Origin of the sequence: Marivirga sericea, from assembly GCF_900177665.1 — a bacterium.
In the GTDB taxonomy this organism is placed as follows: Bacteria; Bacteroidota; Bacteroidia; order Cytophagales; family Cyclobacteriaceae; genus Marivirga; species Marivirga sericea.
Window position 1 is genome coordinate 15526 of sequence record NZ_FXAW01000009.1, and the last position, 20270, is coordinate 35795.

Annotated in this window: 17 protein-coding genes; 6 read left to right on the forward strand and 11 right to left on the reverse strand. The window is 36.0% G+C overall.

From position 1 onward, the window contains the following. Positions 1-54 precede the first annotated feature (54 nt). From B9Y84_RS17890 to hemA, 3 genes are all read right to left on the reverse strand, one after another. Entirely contained in the window at positions 55-732 is a 678-nt protein-coding gene (locus tag B9Y84_RS17890) for a porin family protein (RefSeq protein WP_085518771.1), read from the reverse strand. Between the two features lie 29 nt (positions 733-761). Continuing rightward, positions 762-893, reverse strand: a complete 132-nt coding sequence (locus tag B9Y84_RS20950; protein WP_013455077.1) for a hypothetical protein — start codon at positions 891-893, stop codon at positions 762-764. 66 nt (positions 894-959) lie between these two features. Then, a complete protein-coding gene (gene hemA / locus B9Y84_RS17895; RefSeq protein ID WP_085518772.1) occupies positions 960-2228 on the reverse strand; it encodes a glutamyl-tRNA reductase in 1269 nt (422 codons plus the stop codon). A 191-nt stretch (positions 2229-2419) separates the two neighbouring features. Between hemA and B9Y84_RS17900 the strand changes: the two genes are divergently transcribed. Further along, complete coding sequence (locus B9Y84_RS17900; protein ID WP_085518773.1) at positions 2420-3373, forward strand: NAD-dependent epimerase/dehydratase family protein; 954 nt, start codon at positions 2420-2422, stop codon at positions 3371-3373. Between the two features lie 73 nt (positions 3374-3446). Here the strand turns inward: B9Y84_RS17900 and B9Y84_RS17905 are convergent, their stop codons facing one another. Further along, positions 3447-5945 carry a M14 metallopeptidase family protein gene (locus B9Y84_RS17905; RefSeq protein ID WP_085518774.1) on the reverse strand — a complete coding sequence of 833 codons (2499 nt, stop codon included), beginning with the start codon at positions 5943-5945 and terminating at the stop codon, positions 3447-3449. A gap of 219 nt (positions 5946-6164) precedes the next feature. Between B9Y84_RS17905 and B9Y84_RS17910 the strand changes: the two genes are divergently transcribed. Next, positions 6165-7229 carry a VOC family protein gene (locus B9Y84_RS17910; RefSeq protein ID WP_085518775.1) on the forward strand — a complete coding sequence of 355 codons (1065 nt, stop codon included), beginning with the start codon at positions 6165-6167 and terminating at the stop codon, positions 7227-7229. A 28-nt stretch (positions 7230-7257) separates the two neighbouring features. On the opposite strand, the gene B9Y84_RS17915 is transcribed toward B9Y84_RS17910, so the two are convergent. Together B9Y84_RS17915 and ettA are read right to left on the reverse strand one after the other, a co-directional pair. Then, the gene (locus tag B9Y84_RS17915; protein ID WP_085518776.1) at positions 7258-8448 is read right to left on the reverse strand and encodes a threonine aldolase family protein; all 1191 of its coding nucleotides are present in this window, start codon (positions 8446-8448) and stop codon (positions 7258-7260) included. Positions 8449-8564: 116 nt separating this feature from the next. Then, entirely contained in the window at positions 8565-10250 is a 1686-nt protein-coding gene (ettA, locus tag B9Y84_RS17920) for an energy-dependent translational throttle protein EttA (RefSeq protein ID WP_085518777.1), read from the reverse strand. 148 nt (positions 10251-10398) lie between these two features. On the opposite strand from ettA, the gene B9Y84_RS17925 reads away from it, so the two are divergent. Both B9Y84_RS17925 and B9Y84_RS17930 read left to right on the forward strand, forming a co-directional pair. Then, positions 10399-11649, forward strand: a complete 1251-nt coding sequence (locus B9Y84_RS17925) for a DUF349 domain-containing protein (protein ID WP_139828090.1) — start codon at positions 10399-10401, stop codon at positions 11647-11649. Positions 11650-11759: 110 nt separating this feature from the next. Next, the gene (locus B9Y84_RS17930) at positions 11760-11981 is read left to right on the forward strand and encodes a DUF2795 domain-containing protein (RefSeq protein WP_085518779.1); all 222 of its coding nucleotides are present in this window, start codon (positions 11760-11762) and stop codon (positions 11979-11981) included. A gap of 18 nt (positions 11982-11999) precedes the next feature. Here the strand turns inward: B9Y84_RS17930 and B9Y84_RS17935 are convergent, their stop codons facing one another. Both B9Y84_RS17935 and B9Y84_RS17940 read right to left on the reverse strand, forming a co-directional pair. After that, positions 12000-12668 carry a 2-C-methyl-D-erythritol 4-phosphate cytidylyltransferase gene (locus B9Y84_RS17935; RefSeq protein ID WP_085518780.1) on the reverse strand — a complete coding sequence of 223 codons (669 nt, stop codon included), beginning with the start codon at positions 12666-12668 and terminating at the stop codon, positions 12000-12002. Positions 12669-12742: 74 nt separating this feature from the next. After that, positions 12743-14827 (reverse strand): OmpA family protein, encoded by a 2085-nt coding sequence (locus tag B9Y84_RS17940; protein ID WP_245830882.1) that lies wholly within the window; start codon positions 14825-14827, stop codon positions 12743-12745. A 323-nt stretch (positions 14828-15150) separates the two neighbouring features. On the opposite strand from B9Y84_RS17940, the gene yihA reads away from it, so the two are divergent. Next, positions 15151-15762, forward strand: a complete 612-nt coding sequence (gene yihA, locus B9Y84_RS17945) for a ribosome biogenesis GTP-binding protein YihA/YsxC (protein ID WP_085518781.1) — start codon at positions 15151-15153, stop codon at positions 15760-15762. 1 nt (position 15763) lies between these two features. Here the strand turns inward: yihA and fbp are convergent, their stop codons facing one another. Further along, positions 15764-16744: a class 1 fructose-bisphosphatase gene (gene fbp / locus B9Y84_RS17950; protein WP_085518782.1), complete on the reverse strand. Its 981-nt coding sequence runs from the start codon at positions 16742-16744 to the stop codon at positions 15764-15766. Positions 16745-16822: 78 nt separating this feature from the next. On the opposite strand from fbp, the gene B9Y84_RS17955 reads away from it, so the two are divergent. Continuing rightward, complete coding sequence (locus B9Y84_RS17955; RefSeq protein WP_085518783.1) at positions 16823-18097, forward strand: aspartate kinase; 1275 nt, start codon at positions 16823-16825, stop codon at positions 18095-18097. Between the two features lie 3 nt (positions 18098-18100). Here B9Y84_RS17955 and B9Y84_RS17960 read toward each other — a convergent pair whose 3' ends face one another. Both B9Y84_RS17960 and B9Y84_RS17965 read right to left on the reverse strand, forming a co-directional pair. Beyond that, on the reverse strand, positions 18101-19294 hold the full coding sequence (locus tag B9Y84_RS17960) for a class I SAM-dependent rRNA methyltransferase (RefSeq protein ID WP_085518784.1): 1194 nt from the start codon (positions 19292-19294) through the stop codon (positions 18101-18103). 70 nt (positions 19295-19364) lie between these two features. Beyond that, positions 19365-20180, reverse strand: coding sequence for an endonuclease/exonuclease/phosphatase family protein (locus tag B9Y84_RS17965; protein ID WP_176223833.1), 816 nt, complete (start codon positions 20178-20180; stop codon positions 19365-19367). Between the last annotated feature and the right edge of the window lie 90 nt (positions 20181-20270).

Consider the following 20270-nt stretch of genomic DNA (forward strand, 5'->3'; position numbering starts at 1 on the left):
TTGTTTTGAAAAGATGAAATCAGGGAAATTATAAATTTCAGATTTCTATAATTTCTAATCCTTTGAAATAGGAAATAATACGCTAAGTTGTACGGATGGGACTTGATTGGTTGAAATTGGAGGATTCTCCTTTATGAAAGGATTTACTGGAAGGATATTGGCAAATCCAGACTTAAAATTGCCGTCTAGTTGAAGAATGAAAATCGAAAAGTCATAGGAAACTCCGGCACCGGCATAAATACCAAAATCACCACGATTATCCTTCTCTACAGAATAAATAATTTGATTTTCAACTAGATCAACATCATTTGCAATCTCTTGTTCAGCACTTAATGCCCATGCTACATATACCCCAGCATCGACAAAGAATTTTAATTTCTTTTTCCCGATTAATTGCCAATGTAAATAAAAGGGCAATTCTAAGTAATTAATTCTAGTGATAAAAGTATTTGTTTCCAGTAGAGTTAGTTGGCCCCAACCCTTAGTGGAATAATTCAGATCTATCTGAACCCCAATCTTCTCACTTTGCATATTTCGGTAAGAAACACCAAAACTGGGAGCTATGAAAAACTCATTCCTAAAACCCGTGACTATAGGGCCACGAACAAAATTAGTGTAATTTACAGAGGGGATATTAATTCCTCCTCTAAGACCAACAAAGGACTGACTCTTAGCTTCAAAGCTTATTGATATGCATAAAAAAAGTATGAAAATTATGGATATCTTTTTCATACTATTATAACTTTTCAACTTCAGAAATATTACGATTCCGACTCTTCTTTATCGGTATTTCTCTTATCAATGAATGCTATTGCATTAACTAGCCCAACTAAAGTGACTAATATCCAAAAAAACGTATTGGCTCCTTCTGTTACCGGTATATCGTAAAACATATCTTTCTCTTTAAAATTTATTGGCAAAAATAGAGGATAAGCATTTATCCTACAAGCATTATCGATTTACTTTTTGATAGTATCTTTTTCAAGATTAAATAAATCATTTAAAACACCTATCAAGGTTTCTTCTTCGCCCCTTTTACAAGCGGCTTTTAACTGCAGAACAGGCAATTTCAATATCTTTTGCATCATACTTTTCGTCACTTTATCAACTAACTGGCGGTCGTCACTTTCTATTTCTTTCAAGTAGCGAGCCAGTTCCTCTTGTCTTATTTGCTCCAATGCATTTTTTAAATTATTGATCGTAGGAGAAACAGCCATTTCTTTTGACCAGTCATTGAACTCTTCTATTGATTCTTCTATGATTTGCTCTACTTGAGAGATTGCAGAAATTCTTTTTTCTAAGGCTTCATCGGCTTTGCTTCTCACGCTATCAACGTTAAAAACCAATGCTGCTGGATTTTCTTCTACCTCATTGCTAACTGAACGAGGCACTGATAAATCAATAAAATATTTAAAGCTTAAAATATCTAGAGCGTCAACTTTATCTTTTGTGAAAATTGGCTCAGAAGCGCCCACAGAGGAGATGATTACATCTGCCTCATTAACTCCGTCCCACAATTCAGTGTACGGGTGTACCCCAAAATCACATTCAGCAGCTAATTGTTTCGCCTTATCTTCGGTTCTATTGGTGATTTTAACTGATAATCTATTTTCTCCAACAAGATTTCTACACACATCTTCACCTATTTCCCCTACTCCAACAACTAATACTTTGGGGTTTCTGATATCTGCGGTCAAAGTTTTTACTAATTCCGTTGCAGCATAAGACACAGAAGCCGCTCCATCTCTAAACGGAGTTTCTTGCACCACTCTTTTGTTAGTGAAGAAAATCGTATGCATCAATCGATGCAAAAAAGGCCCAGCCAAATGTACGTCAGCTGAAAGTTGATAGGCTCTTTTTACTTGATTTGAAATTTGAATATCTCCCACTACTTGCGCTTCAAGCCCCATCGAAACTCTGAATAACCTTTCGACAGCGTGGTTGTGCTCATTGATGACTTCAAAATAGGGTTTAAAAGAATCAAAATCATGGATCCCCTTTTCGATCCCTATTAATTTTATGATATCTTCAGAAAGCTCTTCTTCATTAGAATAATACACCTCTGTTCTGTTACAAGTGGAGAGCACCATAACATCAGAAACGGAAGTAAACTCTTTGAAATAATTCAATAACTTACCAATAGCCTCATCATTAAGAGAGACCTGCTCCCTAATTTCTATCGGAGCATTTTTAAATGATAAACTTATTGCCTTGAAATTTTCTTTCATAATTCTAAATGAATACGCAAAAATAACTTTTAAGTAACAGGAAATAAAATAGATGTAAGTAGTTCTGCTTATTTATTATTTTTCTAAATAACAACCATCCTGCCACTGCCATCCAACACATAATACTGCCAATTCATTCCAATTATTTTTTTAGCAAAATAAAATAACGAAATTCGTGCAAAATTTTATTGATGGAAACGAATACAATATTAGTAATAGGAGCAAATGGTCAGCTTGGCACCGAGTTAACAGCTGAGTTAAGAGCTATTTACGGAAGCACTAATGTTATTGCATCCGATATTCAAGCACCCAGAAAGGATCCTCTTCCCAATGAGCCATTCGAGCAATTGGATGTTATGAATGCTGAAAGACTAGCTAAAATAGTTGATCAGTACCAAATTAGCGAAATTTACATGCTAGCAGCTATTTTATCTGCTAAGGGAGAGCAAAACCCGATATTCGCCTGGGACCTCAATATGCAAAGTCTTCTGAATGTGCTGGAAGTAGCTCGAGAGAAAAAATTATCTAAAGTATATTGGCCAAGTTCTATTGCAGTTTTTGGACCTAAATCTCCGGTTGATAACACTCCTCAAGATTGTATAATGGACCCCAACACTGTTTATGGTATTAGCAAATTAGCAGGAGAAAGATGGTGTGCTTATTATCATGAAAAATATGGTGTGGATGTAAGAAGTCTAAGGTATCCAGGTCTGATTGGTTACAAATCACTACCGGGAGGTGGCACGACAGACTATGCAGTTGATATTTTTCATAAGGCACTTAATGGTGAAGACTTTGAGTGTTATTTGAGAGAAGATTCGTATTTACCTATGATGTACATGCCAGATGCGATAAAAGCTACCATTGACCTAATGCAAGCACCAGCAGAGAAAATCAGCGTTCGATCAAGTTATAACTTAGGGGCACTTAGCTTTACTCCAAAGGATATTTATGAAGTTATCAAAAAACAGCGCCCTGATTTTAAGATTACTTACAAAGTAGACTATAGACAAAAGATTGCCGACACATGGCCTAACAGCATTGATGACAGTCAAGCAAAAGCTGATTGGAATTGGAAACCTAGCTATACTTTAGAAGACATGAGCAATGACATACTAGAGAAATTGCCTGAATTTGAATTCTAACATTGCAATTTAAAACTTCTAAAAAAAGGGACTGTTTCAGCTAAATAGCTTAAAAAAACAGTCCCTTTTTCGTTTAGTCATTACCCACCATAAAGAGCGCATTAGCAAACAGCATCTTACCTTGATACCAGAATGCCCTAAAAAGAGGATCGTCTTGCAAATAAATAATTTCACCTCGACCTTTAGCTTCAACTCCAAAAACCATACTGTTTACTTGTAATTCTTTTGCCTTGAAGCCTGCAAATCCTGCAATATGTGCCGCCTCAGATCTAATAATTCCCACATTCCAGCCCTTAGGTAAATAATCGTAAGCAACACCTGAAGTTTTCAAGCTGAAATACTGATTATCAAGTCCAAATGCAAGCGGATGACTATGATCAAGTTGCACCTCATAAATAGCTCCAAATATACTGCTAGAAAGTCTCTTACGTTCAGCATTTTCGTATACCGCCAAGGCATCCTCCGATGAATCTGCTTTTTTCGATTTTAAACCATCTTCTTCCTTTTCTTGATCTGCAAATAATGAAATTGCCGAGCCCATTGCGATCAACTTACCACCTGATTTAGCAAATTCAACTAGCTTAGCGCTCCCTTCCTCTGATAAATTAGAGTAACTACCTGACGGTAGAATAAGCTGGTCATAATCTGAAATCTCTACACGGCTAAAGTTGTTTACTCGTATACTATGGATTGGGTAATCCAGTGACTGCTCGAAGAAATGCCATATTTCCCCATAAGCCAAAGAAGAAACTCCCTCATCCATTAAAACGGCTATTTTAGGCGCATTTAAAAATTGGATTTCTGAAGACCCGATGTCGTAAATTTGATCTGCAAATCCTGAAGAAACTGGATAAACCTTGACTTTAAATTCATTAGATAGCTTTAACAACTCTTCTTTCAAATCTTCAAATTGCTCATTATTGGTTTGAGTAATAATTAAACTACCCTTTTTAAATTCTTCCGAATTGAACTTTAAGTTTTTATAAGCAATTCTGATTTTTATATCATTTTTAAGTGCTTTTGCTAAAAATTGAGCCGAATTGAAGGAGTTCCATTTGACAGCATAGGCATAAGATTGCTCTAAATCCCCTCTATCGAATTCGCTTTCTTCAATAGGCTCAGGATTGATTCTACTTTTCAAACCATAAGTTTCTAAACCATAAGCGTACGGAATAGCCCAAGCTGTGATATCATAAGTCAAAGAATCGCTGTAATTTGGCTTTGGATCAAATAAAGCTTGAATCAAAGTAGATTTGGGTTGATAAGCACTAATGATCAGATCTTTTTCATTGGATTTAAAACTGTTTTGTTCTCTTCTAAAATAACTATAGCCCGATAGGCTTTGCTGCCTCCCTATAGACCCCACCTCAATTTTTTGGTCTTCTAAGAAATCTAATAAAGACTTTATATCGTCCTTTTTATCTTCCTCCCATTTTATTAAGTAAGTCTTAAATGGGTCTTCTGGGCTATTAATATTTTTTGAAAAGTAGTTACGGAATTCAGTATTCAGCTTCTCTGCATTTTTAGAAGCAATTTCAATAGTACTCATCCCCGTTGTGTAATGATGTTCAAGCCTGTCTTTTAAGGTTAAGGTGTCGCCTAAGTTCGTCAAAGCACCCAAACCTGCTCTGCCATTACCTGCTTGTTCATAAGTCATTCCTATTGCACCATTAAAAGTCGGGTAAGTATCACCATAGCTAGGATAGAATAAATCAAAACGTTCGCGTGTAAAATAAAGCCAATTATTTTCATCAAAATACTTCGCATGATTTTGTCCGATTTGTATTTGAAAGTCCTTTTGCCAATCTGTGATAACTTCATGTAGCGGTTCAGCAGCTGGGGCAAAATAGTAGGGACTATTGATGGATTGTTCATGAAAATCCACGTGAATATGAGGCATCCATTCGTGGTACGCTTTCATTCTGGATTCTGATTCAACTTGTGTTTGCCAAGCCCAGTCTCTATTCAAATCAAATAAATAATGATTCGGTCGACCTCCTGGCCATGGTTCACCATGCTCAACTACATCCAAATTAGGATTGAAGTTTTTAGCTCCATATCTTCTATAAAAATTAGCATATCGATCTCTTCCATCAGGATTAACACATGGATCCATAATGACCACTGTATTTCTCAACCACTCTTTACTTTCCATTCCTCCACTCAAAAGTTGATAGGCAGTTTTCATAGAAGCTTCAGTTGACGATGCTTCGTTTCCGTGAATATTGTAACTAAGCCAAACCACAGCCTTATCCGCCTGCGCTCCTAAGCTCCCGTTCAAACCCGTTTGCGCTATGTTGTTACTTTTGATCCCCTCTAGCTGTTTTATATTTTCTGGAGACGAAATCACCGCATAGTAGAGCGGCCGTCCTTCATAGGTCTCTCCATATTGTTTTAAAATAAGCTGATTAGAATTATCAGCTAGGTATTTAAAATAATCGACTACCTGATGATGGAAAGTAAATTTCTCTCCTAGTTGGTAGCCGAGCACTTTATCTGGGCTTTTCACATCCTGCGCGGCTAAAGAATGTACTATTAAACTTATAATTATAAATGTAAATATTCTCTTCATATCGTTGTGAATTGTAAGCTTGTGTCAATAATTTAAAATTCTAATTTACATTGATTTTTTGAAAAAAAGTCTTGTTGTAAATCCAAAAATAATTATCAATCGTTTGAATAAGCACTTTAATCCGATACCTTAAATAAATTACAACCGATTTTCACTGCATTAGCAAGTCCGTTTCATCGATTTCCATTATTTTAGCCAAAATTTGAAAATAGATTAGTCATGGACGGAAAAATAATAAGTGGAATTCAGCAAATTGGAATAGGTGTATCCGATGTCCATGCTGCTTTCAGATGGTACAGACAAAATTTCGGCATGAGTGTACCCGTTTTTGAGGAAGCTGCGGAAGCTGCTTTAATGTTGCCTTACACTGGAGGCGAAGCGCGAAGCCGACATGCAATATTAGCTATTAATATGCAAGGTGGCGGTGGCTTTGAAATATGGCAATATACTTCGCGCACACCCGAAGGCCCAAGTTTTCAGCCTCAGTTAGGCGATTTAGGGATCAATATAGCCAAAATGAAAAGTAAAAACGTTGATGCCACTTATGATCTTTTCAATAGAAGAGGATTAAATGTGTTAGGCGAACTACAAAAAGACCCATATGGGAAACCAACATTTTTTATCAAAGACCCATGGGATAATATCTTCCAAATTGTAACTTCTAACTCTTGGTTTCAACAGAGAAAAACCGATTTACCAGGAGGACCAAACGGAGCCATTATTGGTGTAACAGACATAGAAAAGGCAAGAACACTTTATTCCGACATCCTCGGCTACGATACTGTGACTTATGATGAAGAAGGTGTTTTTGACGATCTCAAAGCAATACCTGGTGGAGATAAGAAAGTAAAAAGAGTATTGCTCAGACATAGCAAAGCAAGAGAAGGTGCTTTTAGTCCACTACTGGGTGCTTCAGAAATTGAATTAGTGGTGGCTGTTAATCGAAAACCACAAAAGATATTCGAAAATAGATTCTGGGGAGATTTGGGATATATCCATCTCTGCTATGATATTAATGGAATGGAAGCCCTAAAAACCGAATGTGAATCTAAAGGCTTTCCTTTTACAGTAGATTCCGCCAATAGCTTTGATATGGGCGAAGCAGCAGGACATTTTACCTATGTAGAGGATCCTGATGGCGCTTTAATTGAATTTGTAGAAACCCATAAGGTTCCAATTATGAAAAAAATAGGCTGGTACCTAAACTTAAAGAAAAGAGATCCAAAGAAGTCATTGCCACGATTTATGTTAAAGGCTATGGGCTTAAGTGAAGTTAAAGATTAATTTCTAGGCTCCACGAAGGAGCCTTTTTTTATTTCATTTTCTCCGCTGCATCTTTGAATGCTAATACTATCTCATCCACTGTTTGAAAAAGAATACTTTCATTAATTGAAAATCGAATTTCACCTTTTGGATTAGGGGGTCTAATAGAAATCGCATAATTATTTTCTAAATATTTATCAAATTCAAAACCATTCATTTCTGGACTGACATACATTTTATAAAGATTAGTACCCTCCGATGTGCTTTCTACTTCAATCCCATCAATTTTATTTAACTGCTTTATCAGATTCTTGCCTTTGATTGCCATTTCTTTAAATCGACTTCCTATTCCATTTAAGGAATATAGTGCCATAGCAGTATTATTCCAGTTTTGATAAATAGTGCCTCCATGAATTTTTATTTGATGAGCTACCTGATCGATCAACTCAGCATCACCACACAAAATGGCTCCGCCTGCTGCATTAAGGTACTTGTACAGAGAAAAATATACAGTATCAAATGGTGCTGAATACTCCCTTATCGAGGTATTATGATAAGCTTCTGCCAAATGAATTCTTGCAGCATCCAAATGCATTTTATAACCTTTCTCTTTGCAATATTGAGAAATCTCTTTAATGTTATCTAAAGGAATAGCTGTTCCAAAGGCTCTCCGGACTGGATTCTCAATTACAACAGTTCCAATACCGCTTTTAAAGACTTCGTTTGACTGTAATTCACTAATTGTTGAATCTAATTCTTTGCGGTTGTAATAGGGCTTATTATTAACGACTGGAATAAGCCTTTTAGCATGCACGCTTTGCGCAGCATCTGCTTCATCTCTGTAAATATGAGAATTTTCAGGAACGATCACTTTGGTATTTTGACCATTTAGTAATTTAATAGCTAATTGATTTGCCATAGTTCCAGTAGGTAAATAAATAGCCTTCTGTTTCCCTGAAATCTCTGCAAACTTTTCCTCCAGAGCAGTAGTGGCACCTCCGTATCCATAAATATCAGGTTCTATTTTATGTTGCTTATTTATTTGCAACAGCTTATTTAAATATTCTTCAGGAGAATAACTTATGCCATCAAATTGAAAATTCACCCTATTTGCTGCATTGCTATTGCCTTTCAGTGCTGAATTTGCAAAACTGGTGGCAGGAATAAAGAAGGGTAAGCTACCTAACCCTAATTTTTTTAAAAATTCTCTTCTATCAGATTTTGAAATTGATGCTTTCATACGTAACAGCTAATTTAACTATTTAAAGATAAGCTGAAATTTTAAAACAGCACTATCAAAACTAAAAAAGCCCAGTCCACTTAAGACTGAGCTTTAAAATTCAGATTATATAATAATTACCTAGTAAGTTTTTTGTACTTTATTCGTTTTGGAATAGCATCATCACCTAATCTTTTCTTACGGTTTTCCTCATAATCCGAAAAGTTACCTTCAAACCAGTAAACCTGAGAATCACCCTCAAAAGCTAGAATATGGGTGCAAATTCTATCAAGGAACCATCTATCGTGACTAATAATTACGGCACAACCAGCGAAATTTTCTAAACCTTCTTCTAAAGCTCGAAGGGTGTTTACATCCAAGTCATTGGTAGGCTCATCGAGTAAAAGCAAGTTGGCTTCTTGCTTAATAGACATGGCTAAATGCACTCTATTTCGCTCACCACCAGACAGTACGCCTACTTTCTTTTCCTGATCGCCTCCCGCAAAATTGAACTTACTTACATAAGCTCGTGAATTGATTTTGTTATTTCCTAGCTGAATCCATTCATTACCTCCTGAGATATTTTCCCAAACAGATTTATTGGGATCTAGATTATCATGCGCTTGATCAACATAGGAGATCTTAACCGTTTCACCTACCTCAAAATTACCAGCATCAGGCTCTTCTTGACCTGTAATTAACTTAAACAAAGTGGTTTTACCTGCACCATTAGGACCAATAATCCCTACGATTCCACCTTGTGGCAAAGAAAAGTTAAGATCTTCATATAAAAGTTTATCGCCATAGGCTTTTGACACTCCATTTGCTTCAATGACTTTGCTTCCTAAACGCGGTCCTGGTGGAATGAAGAGTTCCAAGTTTTGTTCTTTCTCTTTACCCTCTTCATCTAGCATTTTTTCATAGGAACTCAAACGGGCTTTAGATTTAGCTTGTCTTGCTTTTGGAGCCATCCTAGACCACTCCAACTCTCTTTGCAAGGTCTTTTGACGCTTGGACTCCGTTTTCTCTTCCTGAGCCAATCGTTTTTGCTTCTGGTCTAACCAACTGGAATAGTTTCCTTTCCATGGGATTCCTTCTCCTCTATCCAATTCTAATATCCATCCCGCTACGTTATCCAAAAAATAACGATCGTGTGTCACGGCTATTACTGTTCCTTTATACTGCTGTAGATGATGCTCTAACCAATGAACAGACTCAGCATCCAAATGGTTAGTAGGCTCATCCAATAGTAGCACGTCTGGCTCCTGCAATAACAATCTACATAAGGCCACTCTACGCCTCTCTCCTCCTGAAAGATTCTTTACTGGAGAATCTGCCGGAGGCGTTCTTAAAGCATCCATGGCTTGTTCTAATCTGCTATCCAGCTCCCAAGCATTCGCATGATCTAATTTTTCTTGAACTTTGGCCTGTTGTTCAATCAGGTCGTTCATTTTATCAGGATTATCCAACACTTCGGGATCGGCAAATTTCTCATTGATCTCCTCAAATTCTTTCAATAAGTTCACCGTTTCCGCTACCCCTTCTTCAACTACCTGCTTCACCGTCTTATCAGGATCTAATTGAGGCTCTTGCTCTAGCATTCCTACTGAATACTCTTTAGATGCTACCACCTCTCCTTGATAATCCTTGTCGATTCCAGCAATTATTCTTAACAAAGAAGACTTTCCGGAACCATTCAGACCTAAAACGCCAATTTTAGCCCCATAATAGAAAGATAAATAAATATCTTTCAACACTGTTTTCTTAGGAGGGTAAATCTTAGACACCCCTGCCATTGAAAAAATTACTTTTTCTTCACTCATATCTATTTTTTTGCTATATTTTTCCTCTTATCATCAATTGAATATCAAATTAAGGAATATCATCATTAATAACACAACTACCTTATGGCTATATTGCAAATTAAATTTAATTTTGCACCAAATTTTACAAAAACCAAATTATAATATTTTGACTGATTTACAGCAAGAATTAGCTTTCATTGAAGGCGGAAAAGTAATTTTAAGGGAACAAGAGGGTTTTCCGCAGAGAGAGATAGGCGAAGTAAAAGATGATGAGGCAACTGCTCTGCAGTTTTTTCAGGATCGGTTTACATCTTTGAAAGAAAAAGTTGACAAGGTGCAGCATCAGATTGACACGGAAGACAATAAAGGCTCCTTTTTGATGAAAGTTGTGAATTTGAAAGAATCCTTGTCTACCTATGATGGGATTGGCGATTTCGTTGCAATTAAAGATCGCTTAGAAATGCTGGAAAAGATGCTCGAGGATTACATTAGTCAAAATAGAAAACGTAATCTGGAGGTCAAATCTACTCTAATAGAAGAAGCTAAAAGTTACGCATCTAACCCTGATTGGAGAGAAGCTACCGAAAAACTGAAAGAGCTTCGTCAAAGGTGGATCAGAGTAGGCGCAGTCGATGATGACAAAAAAGAAGAGGTGGAAACCACTTTTCAAGGCATTTATGATGAATTTTATGAAAAGAAAAAGGCATTTCATGAAGCGAAGAAAGAAATGCTGGCTGCACGAGAAAAACAATATGAAACGCTAATAGAGAACGCTAAACAGCTTCAAAATGCCAAGCTAGAATCTGTAGAATTGACAGAGAAAAGCAATGAATTAGTGGAAGAATGGAAGGAACTTGAAAATATTCCGAAAGAGAAATATGCTCTACTTTTGAAGGAATTTAAAAAGTATACTCAAGCTGGAAGAAAAGCAGGAAGTTCTAAAAATTCCAAATTGCAGAATAAGCAAGGGAATGATAATGAAAAGCGAAGCTTGATTGAAGAATTGAAAGCAGCTAAGAATTTGAGCCCTACTGAATCCATTGAAAGAGCAAAAGCGATTCAACAAAAGTGGAAGAATTCAGGCAAAACATTTAATAAATCATTAAATGAGGAATATTTCACTTTAAATGATTATATTTTTGAAAAGAGTTTCGTAGAAAATTTGTTCGAACGGAAAGCGAAGAAAGATATAGAAGAAAAAGATGCTCTTAAGTTAAAAATGAATATTTTAAGGGATTTGATTTCAAGAGATCAAAGAGAACTTAATGTGTTTGAAGAGAATTTAGAAAAATTTAACTTAGGAACAGAAAAATTAGATAAAATGGTTGGCTTTAAACATGAAAAACAAAAAAGAAAGCTTGCCGTAAAGCAACAAATCATGGAGGAACTTCGTGATTTGAACAAAAATCTTAAATAATTTGAACTTTGCGCATATTATTTTAGTATGCATGTAAAGTCATATGCAATTAAAGCTTTGATTTATAATTTTTTATCATACTTTTGCGCATCAAAAAAATACGGTAGAATATGTATTGGACATTAGAATTAGCTTCATACTTAGAAGATGCTCCGTGGCCAGCCACGAAAGACGAATTAATTGATTTTGCTATTCGTTCAGGGGCTCCATTGGAGGTAGTAGAAAATTTACAAGAATTAGAGGATGATGGACAACCCTATGAAAATATTGAGGAAATTTGGCCGGATTACCCTTCAAAAGAAGACTTCTTTTTTAACGAAGATGAATATTAGCAAAGTAAGCCCTTAAGCTTACTTTGCCTCTAATAAAGCCTCTGCAATAAGCAAATCTTCAGGAGTCGTAATCTTGATATTTTGATATTGACCCTCGATCAGCGTCACACTATGCCCATAGGATTCCACAACGGAGGCGTCATCTGTAAAAAAAGATTTAAATTCAGTGTTGTAAGCTGCCTTCAGTAATTTTGCATCAAATGTTTGAGGGGTTTGAATCATTCTTAATGAACTCCTGTCAATATTCTTGCTCCCCCCTTTCTCATCTATTTGCCTAACAGAATCTTTCATCAAAACGGCTGTCACAACTGCTTTCTTCTCTTTCGCTTGCTCATAGGACTGCTTTATGGTTGCCGCAGAAACAAAGGGCCTCACTCCATCATGAACGGCTACAAGACCACTCTCAACAAACTGCAGTGCATTTTTAACAGAATGAAAACGTGTTTCTCCGCCCGCCACAACTTGATGTTCTATATAATTTTGATGCCAGATGTTCAACTCATCCCAAAATTGAATTTCTTCTTGAGGAAGCGTTAAAATTATTTCTATTTCAGGATCAGCTGTATAAAAAGCCTGCAAAGTATGTATTAAAATTGGCGTACCACCGAGCTTGAGAAATTGCTTTGGAAGACTTTCTCCCATCCGTTTCCCTGTTCCCCCTGCTACTATAATTGCATACTTTTTCATTCATTCTTTCATTTAAATAAAATAAAAAAGGGATGCTAAACACCCCCTTCATATTTAAAATATTTTCTGAGCATTTACTCTTTTACAATAAACTCCACTCTTCTATTGATTTCTCTTCCCATTACTTCATCATCATTACTAACAATAGGTCTTTCTTCACCATAACCCACAGCATTTAGTCTTCTGCGATCTATACCCTTTTCCGTCAAATAATTCACCACTTTGTTAGCCCTAAGTTGAGACAGCTTCTTATTAACAGATGCTGAACCAATATTATCAGTATGGCCCGCAATTTCTACATTTACTTGCGGATTAGCTTCCATAAAGCTCACCATCTTATTTAATTCTTCATAAGATGCAGATGTGAAAGTGGCCTTACCAAATTCAAAGAATATATTTCTTAAAGTTTTGGAAGTACCTACTTCCGGTCTATCCAGACTGAGCGTTTGTCTGATCGTTTGCTCTTCTCCTGTGGAAGCAGGGAGAGTGATTCTTTTGTTGGCAAAAATATAACCTGACTTTTCAGCTGCAAGCATGAAATTGGTTGCTTCATCTCTCACAATCACAAATGTATAAATTCCATTTTCATTACTTTCTGCAGGTACATTAATATTGTCTTTCTGACCTTTTAATTTAACACTTGCATCTATATTTTGGTTAGTTTTTGCATCAACCACTCTGACCATCAATTTAACCGGTGCACCTGTCGTCATCTCATCTTCCTTCGACTCCGGCACTTCTACCTTTGCGACTTCTTCTTTCTCTGTTTTATCTTCTCCTTCGTCTACAGTGGCTTTCTTATTAGCCACCTTTTTATCCGTATCATCTTCACTTCCGCCAATTTTTACTTTATAAATATCTGTATAGCCCATCCCTTCTTCTCGAACTGTAGAATAGTAACCCGTTTTACCATCTTTACTCATTACTAAATAAATATCATCATCAGGTGAGTTTAATGGGTAACCTAAATTTTCAGGATTGCTCCACTCTTGGCTAGTGCTATCATATTCAGATTTAAAAATATCATAGCCTCCCATTCCGCTATGACCAGTTGAACTAAAGTACAGTGTTTTTCCATCATACTGAATAAAAGATCCATCCTCATCTCCTTCTGTATTAATCACTCTCCCTAAATTCTGAGAAGGACCCCATTCGTCTTTTCGATTCTTTTTTGAAAAATAAATATCAAAACCACCATTACCGCCCGGTCGGTTACTTGAAAAGAACAGCGTATTTCCATCGGCAGACTGCGAAACTGACTTCTCGTTATATCCACTGGAATTAATATTATCGCTCAATGCGATAGGTTCTGACCAAGTATCTTCAGAGAGATTGTTAGTAAAATAGATATCACCATTCCCTTCATCGCTGTAGATGTATAGCGTCTTGCCATCAGGAGCAAATCCAAAATTAGAATCATGGAATCTTGTGTTCACTACTGGCCCAATATTTTCAGCAGTTTGCCACTCTCCACCTGATTTTTTTGAAATGAAAATGTCTTCATAGTAGAAATTATCATCAAATACGTTTTCATTTAAGTTCCCTTGATCTGGTCCTCTTCGTGAAGTAAAGATCATAACGGTTTCATCAGCATTGACTACAGGAGCAAAATCCCAAGACTCAGAATTAATAGCTGTACCAACACTAGTGATTGAATAGTTGACTGGGTCAGCCACTAATCTTTTTCCTGTATTAGACTCCTCAATTCTTCTATCTACCTCATACATAGGTGTCCTATCTGCGCCTTTATAACCCGTATTACTCTCTAACTTTTGTTTGTACTGCTTATAATAATCAATTGCCTTATCGAATTCATATCCATATTGATAAGCACTTCCTATCTTGTACAGCATATCGAACTTGTAATCAGAATCTAACTGGTAGGCGCGTAATAAATATTGAGTTGCCTTAGCCTTATCAGTTATCTGCAAGTAAGTATCACCCGTTTTGTAATTAGCCTCTACACTATTAGGATCTGTTTCTGCAGCTAATTTGTACATTTCAACGGCCTGATTCAAAGCCTTGGTTTCTTTCAAAATCTCCTCGGCCGTGAAAAGAAATTCCTTAGCTAATTCAGGATTAGGTTCCTGCGCTTTTAAATTAAAGGCAAAAGCTACACTTAGTAAGAAGACTAGAAAGAATCTAAATTTATATATCATCGTATTCTTTAATTCGGTAAATTATAGCGAGTTAGGTCGCTTCACTAAAATAATCACTTAAATTAAACTACTTTTTATGTTATATCAAAAAAAGTAAGCTAAACTTCCCGTTTTTATTCAATTTTTTACGAAATGAAGTGATAAATATATAAATACTAGTCCATTTTTATCAGAAATCACTTCTTTTTATCTTTGAATTAAGCCTCCATAAAATTAATTATTTATTTGCATCAAAACTTACATTCACACAAAAATCAGTGAAATCTAATAATTCTTTAGCATTCATAAGTTTCTAAGAACATTAAAGCCTCTATCTTTGCAAAATGAAGCGAATCAAAAATGCAGAATTTATTATAAGCAATACGGATTACAGAAAAAGTCCTGAAACTGATTTACCTGAATATGCATTTATTGGCCGTTCTAATGTTGGCAAATCGTCTTTGATCAATATGCTGACAGACAGAAAAAGCCTAGCCAAAACATCTTCAAAACCAGGAAAAACCCAGCTGATCAACCATTTTTTAATGGATGAGAAATGGTATTTAGTAGATTTACCTGGCTACGGTTACGCTAAAGTGAGCAAAAAGACCAATGAGAACTGGGGCAAAATGATTAGTGATTACTTAAAAAATCGAGAAAATCTTGTCTGTATTTTCGTTTTAATTGATTCTCGCCTTCCACCTCAAAAAGCCGATGTAGACTTTTTGGATTTTATTGGCAAAAACGGATTGCCTCTATCCTTAATATTTACAAAAGCTGATAAACAGTCTTTTAATAAAACCCAGCAGAATATCTCCGTTTTCAAAAAGAAAATGCTGAGCACATGGGAAGAATTTCCTCCATATTTTGTTAGTTCCGCTGAAAAACAGACCGGGAAAGAGGATATTTTAGGTATTATCGAAGAAATGAATAATGCTTGGGAAGAGCAGAAATAAATTACTTCAAAGCATCTTCCACCATCTTTTTAGATCCCGTATAAAAAGGCACTCTCTGGTGTAAAGATTCCGGTTGAATGTCTAAAATCCTTGTTTTACCGTCAGTTGCCAAACCACCAGCCTGTTCGCAAATCATAGCTAAGGCGTTACATTCATAATTTAATCTTAACTTACCATTAGGAGCTTTTTCCGTAGAAGGGTAAATGTAAATACCCCCTTTCAAGAGGTTCCTGTGAAAATCTGCCACTAATGAGCCAATGTAACGGGCAGTAAATTTTTTATCTTTACATCTTTCAATGTACTGCTGCACCTTTGGATCAAAGCTTCTATAACCTCCTTCATTAATAGAATAGATTTGACCATCTTCTGGAATTTTCATCTCAGCATGTGATAAGAAAAACTCTCCTAAAGAAGGATCATATGTAAAACCATTTACTCCTCTACCTGTGGTATAAACCAACATGGTAGAAGATCCATACAATAAATATCCAGCCGCCACTTGTTCTGACCCTTTTTGCAAAACATCTTCTTCAGTGACCTTGCTTCCCACAGGAGACACCCTTCTAAAAATCGAAAAGATCGTACCTATAGAAACATTGACATCTATATTAGAAGAACCATCTAAAGGATCCATGGCTACAATATATCTTCCATCAGGATTCTTTATATCCAAAATCTCATCATCTTCCTCGGACACAATAGCACAAACCTCTCCTCCATTTTTTAAAGCCCTTATAAAACGAATATTTGCAATTACATCAAGCTTTTGTTGTTCTTCACCTTGCACATTTTCAGCCCCATAAGCACCACTAATATTCAACAAGCCGGCCCTATTTACTTCCCTTTGAATGATTTTTCCTGCCAAAGCAATGTCTCTCAACAATTGAGACAGTTCGCCCGAAGCAAAGGCAAAATCATTTTGTTTCTTTTTGATAAATCGGTCTAAGGTGATGCCAACAGAAGTGGCTAATTTAGTTTGCATGGAATATTTATTTGTATTGACGCTAAATTATGAAAAAATTGCAGCTTATTTTGTCAATTATTATAGAAAAAGGAACACATGCAAGTATTTAAATTCGGTGGGGCTTCCATAAAGGACTCAGAGGCGGTTTGTAATATGTCAGAAATTCTCAAAAGATTTCCTGGTGAAAAAATACTTATAGTGGTTTCCGCAATGGGCAAAACTACTAATGCTTTGGAAGAAATTTTGCACTTGAGGCTTAATTCACTTTCAACTACTACAGCCATTCGTACTCTCTTCCAATATCACCAATCCATAGTTACTAAGTTGTTTAAAGAAAATGAAGCAGCAGTTTCCCATTTACTAGAAGAAATTTTTCACGAATTAAATGCTCAACTTTCAGATATAAAAAAAACTCGCTATGACGAATCCTATGACAGCATCATATCCTTTGGAGAAATAATCTCTTCTTCAATTTTGCTCCATTACCTACAAAAAGAAGGATTTACTATTTCTAAGATTGATGCAAAAGATTGTATCAAAACAGATGAAAGCTTTCGAGATGCCTTAGTTAATTGGGAGACAACCAAAGACCTTATAAATAAGACTACACAAGCAGAATTTCATAAAAACCAATTAGTCATTACCCAAGGATTTTTAGGCGGCACTGCAGACGGTAAAATTACCACCTTGGGCAGAGAAGGATCTGATTTTTCCGCTGCAATTTTCGCTTCATGCCTTCATGCAAAGGCCGTTACTATCTGGAAAGATGTTCCTGGTATACTGAATGGCGATCCAAAAAAAATCAAAGACGCTGTTCTATATCAAGAGCTTTCTTACCAAGAGGCTGCAGAAATGACTTATTACGGAGCCTCCGTCATTCATCCTAAAACGATAAAGCCTTTGGCTAATGCTGGGATCCCTATGCATGTCCGTTCATTCAGTTCACCGGAAAAAGGCGGTACTATCATTCATGAATGTGAAACGGTTCACCAAATACCATGTATAATTATAAAAGAAAGACAAAGTTTGATTACCTTCAAATTGAATGACTTCACTTTCATCACAGAAGCGCTAATTGGAAAAATATTTGAAGCGCTCAATAAGCATCACATCAAGATTAATATGATGCAGAACACAGCTATTTCATTTTCTATCTGCGTGAATGATGATTTGCACCGATTGGATCAACTCATGAAAGAATTAGAAGATGATTTTTCTATTCGCTATAATACAGGTTTGGAGCTTGCCACTATTAAAAATTTCAATGAAAATTTGATTGATAGTATTACTGCTGGACAAGAAATTTACATGGATCAAAGGAGCCGGAAAAATTATCAGGTGGTAATAAAGAGCCTAGAATTTAGATACTAGAGTCTAGACGATTCTCAAAACCAAGCCTTTTAAATATTCACCTTCTGGATGAAAAATATTAATTGGGTGATCGGCAGGTTGATGAAGCTGATGCAGTATTTGTACTTGTCGGCCTGCTCTGGCTGCCGCAGAAAATATTACAGTTCTGAATTGCTCTTGATTTACCACTTGCGAACAACTGAAGGTAAAAAGCACACCTCCGGATTTCATATTTTTCATAGCCTTTTCATTGATGGTTCGATACCCTTGCAATCCATTTTTTAGTACTTTTCTGTGCTTGGCAAATGCGGGTGGATCCAGTACAATAACATCGTACTCATCAGGCATATCATTTAAGAAATTAAATACGTCCGCTGTATAAGATTGATGGTTTTTAGCATCTGGAAAATTCAATTTGACATTTTGATCGGTTAAAATCATAGCTCCCTGAGAACTGTCAACACTATGAACTAAGTCGGCACCCGCTTCCAAAGCAAAAATGGAGAAACCACCTGAATAGCAGAATGTATTGCATACTTTTTTACCTTTACTGTATTGCTCTAACAGTTTTCTATTCTCCCTTTGATCTATAAAAAAGCCTGTTTTTTGCCCTGTAACCACATTAATATTAAAGGTATTCCCATATTCTTTTACCAGCCACTCTTCCTTTTCTTCACCGTAAACAAAGCCATCTGTAGTTTCCAGCTCTGCTTTAAAAGGAAGTGTATGATTACTTTTATCATACACTGATTTTAACTGCTCTTCTAATAGATCTTTTAGGGCTTCTAAGAAGACTTCCTTAATCTTATACATGCCTACTGTATGCGCTTGAAAAACCACACATCCATCATAATAATCCACTATGAGTCCCGGAAAACCATCACCCTCTCCGTGAACTAATCTAAAAACATTAGTCTCCGTACTATTCCACAGATTTGCAGTCATTCTTAATTCAATAGCGGATTGCAGTTTCCTCTTCCAAAAATCTTGATTGATTTCCTCTTTTTGAAATGTCAGCATTCGAACTGCAATTGAGCCTACTTGAAAATAACCAATACCAATAAATCTTTTATCCTGAGTATGAATTTCAACAAAATCGCCCTCTTTCACATCTTGGGGTACGGGATGTATGGCACCAGAAAATATCCAAGGATGAAATCGCTCTAATGACTTTTCTTTTCCTTTTTTAAGGTTGATGATAGGTAATGGGCTTTGCATAATAATCGGATTCTAAAGTATTATGCAAATATGGGGAAAATTGGGGAAGAAGGATTCAATTTCAATCTACTTATTCAAACTCCACCACCACTGGAAAATGATCTGATAAAAATGTATCCTGAATTCTTAAACTATAATTTTTGTAGCTTTTGATTTCAAAACCTTGATAAAAGACATAATCAATCCTTCTGTCATAGTTTATTCCAATTTTGAACGCATTAAAAGTACCAATAGGTCCCAGATTCAATTCAGCTTCAAAAGCATCATTTAATTCTGAATCAATAATTTTTTGAATAGGAGCAGATTCAGGCCCCAAGTTGAAATCTCCCATCAATATCACTTTACCATTATGTTCTAGTTCATTGATCTTTGACAAAATTAAATCCACACTTTTTGAAAGTGCTTCACTTCCTACATGATCAAAATGTGTATTCAGAACTAAAATCAGCTCTTTTGTTTCCTGATCTATCAATTTCGCCCAAGTGCAAACTCTTGGAAGTGCTGCATCCCAAGCTCTGGCAGGAATTTCAGGATTTGGAGATAACCAAAAAGTTGCACTGTCAATAATGGAATAGCGATTCCTTTTGTAAAATATCGGGGAATATTCACCTTTACTTTTGCCATCATCTCTTGCAACGCCAATTCGAGCATATTCAGCTAATCTATTTTCCAAAAATCTAATTTGAGAATGCAACACCTCTTGCATTCCAACAATATCTAAATCCTCTATTTTTATGAATTTCAGGATTTGCTCTTTTCTGTTATCCCACTTATGAACCCCCTCTTTCGGGTTTTCATATTTGATGTTAAAAGTGCATACCTTGGTGGTTTGGGAATACACTTGGTAATTCAATAATATAAAGAGTAAGAAAATTAAATATCTCATTTTAACAATGTTCATCAGAAAAATAATACTTTTCTAGAAAATAAGTCTTCATTCATTATAATTACAAACTAATACAAAGAGGTAAATTCC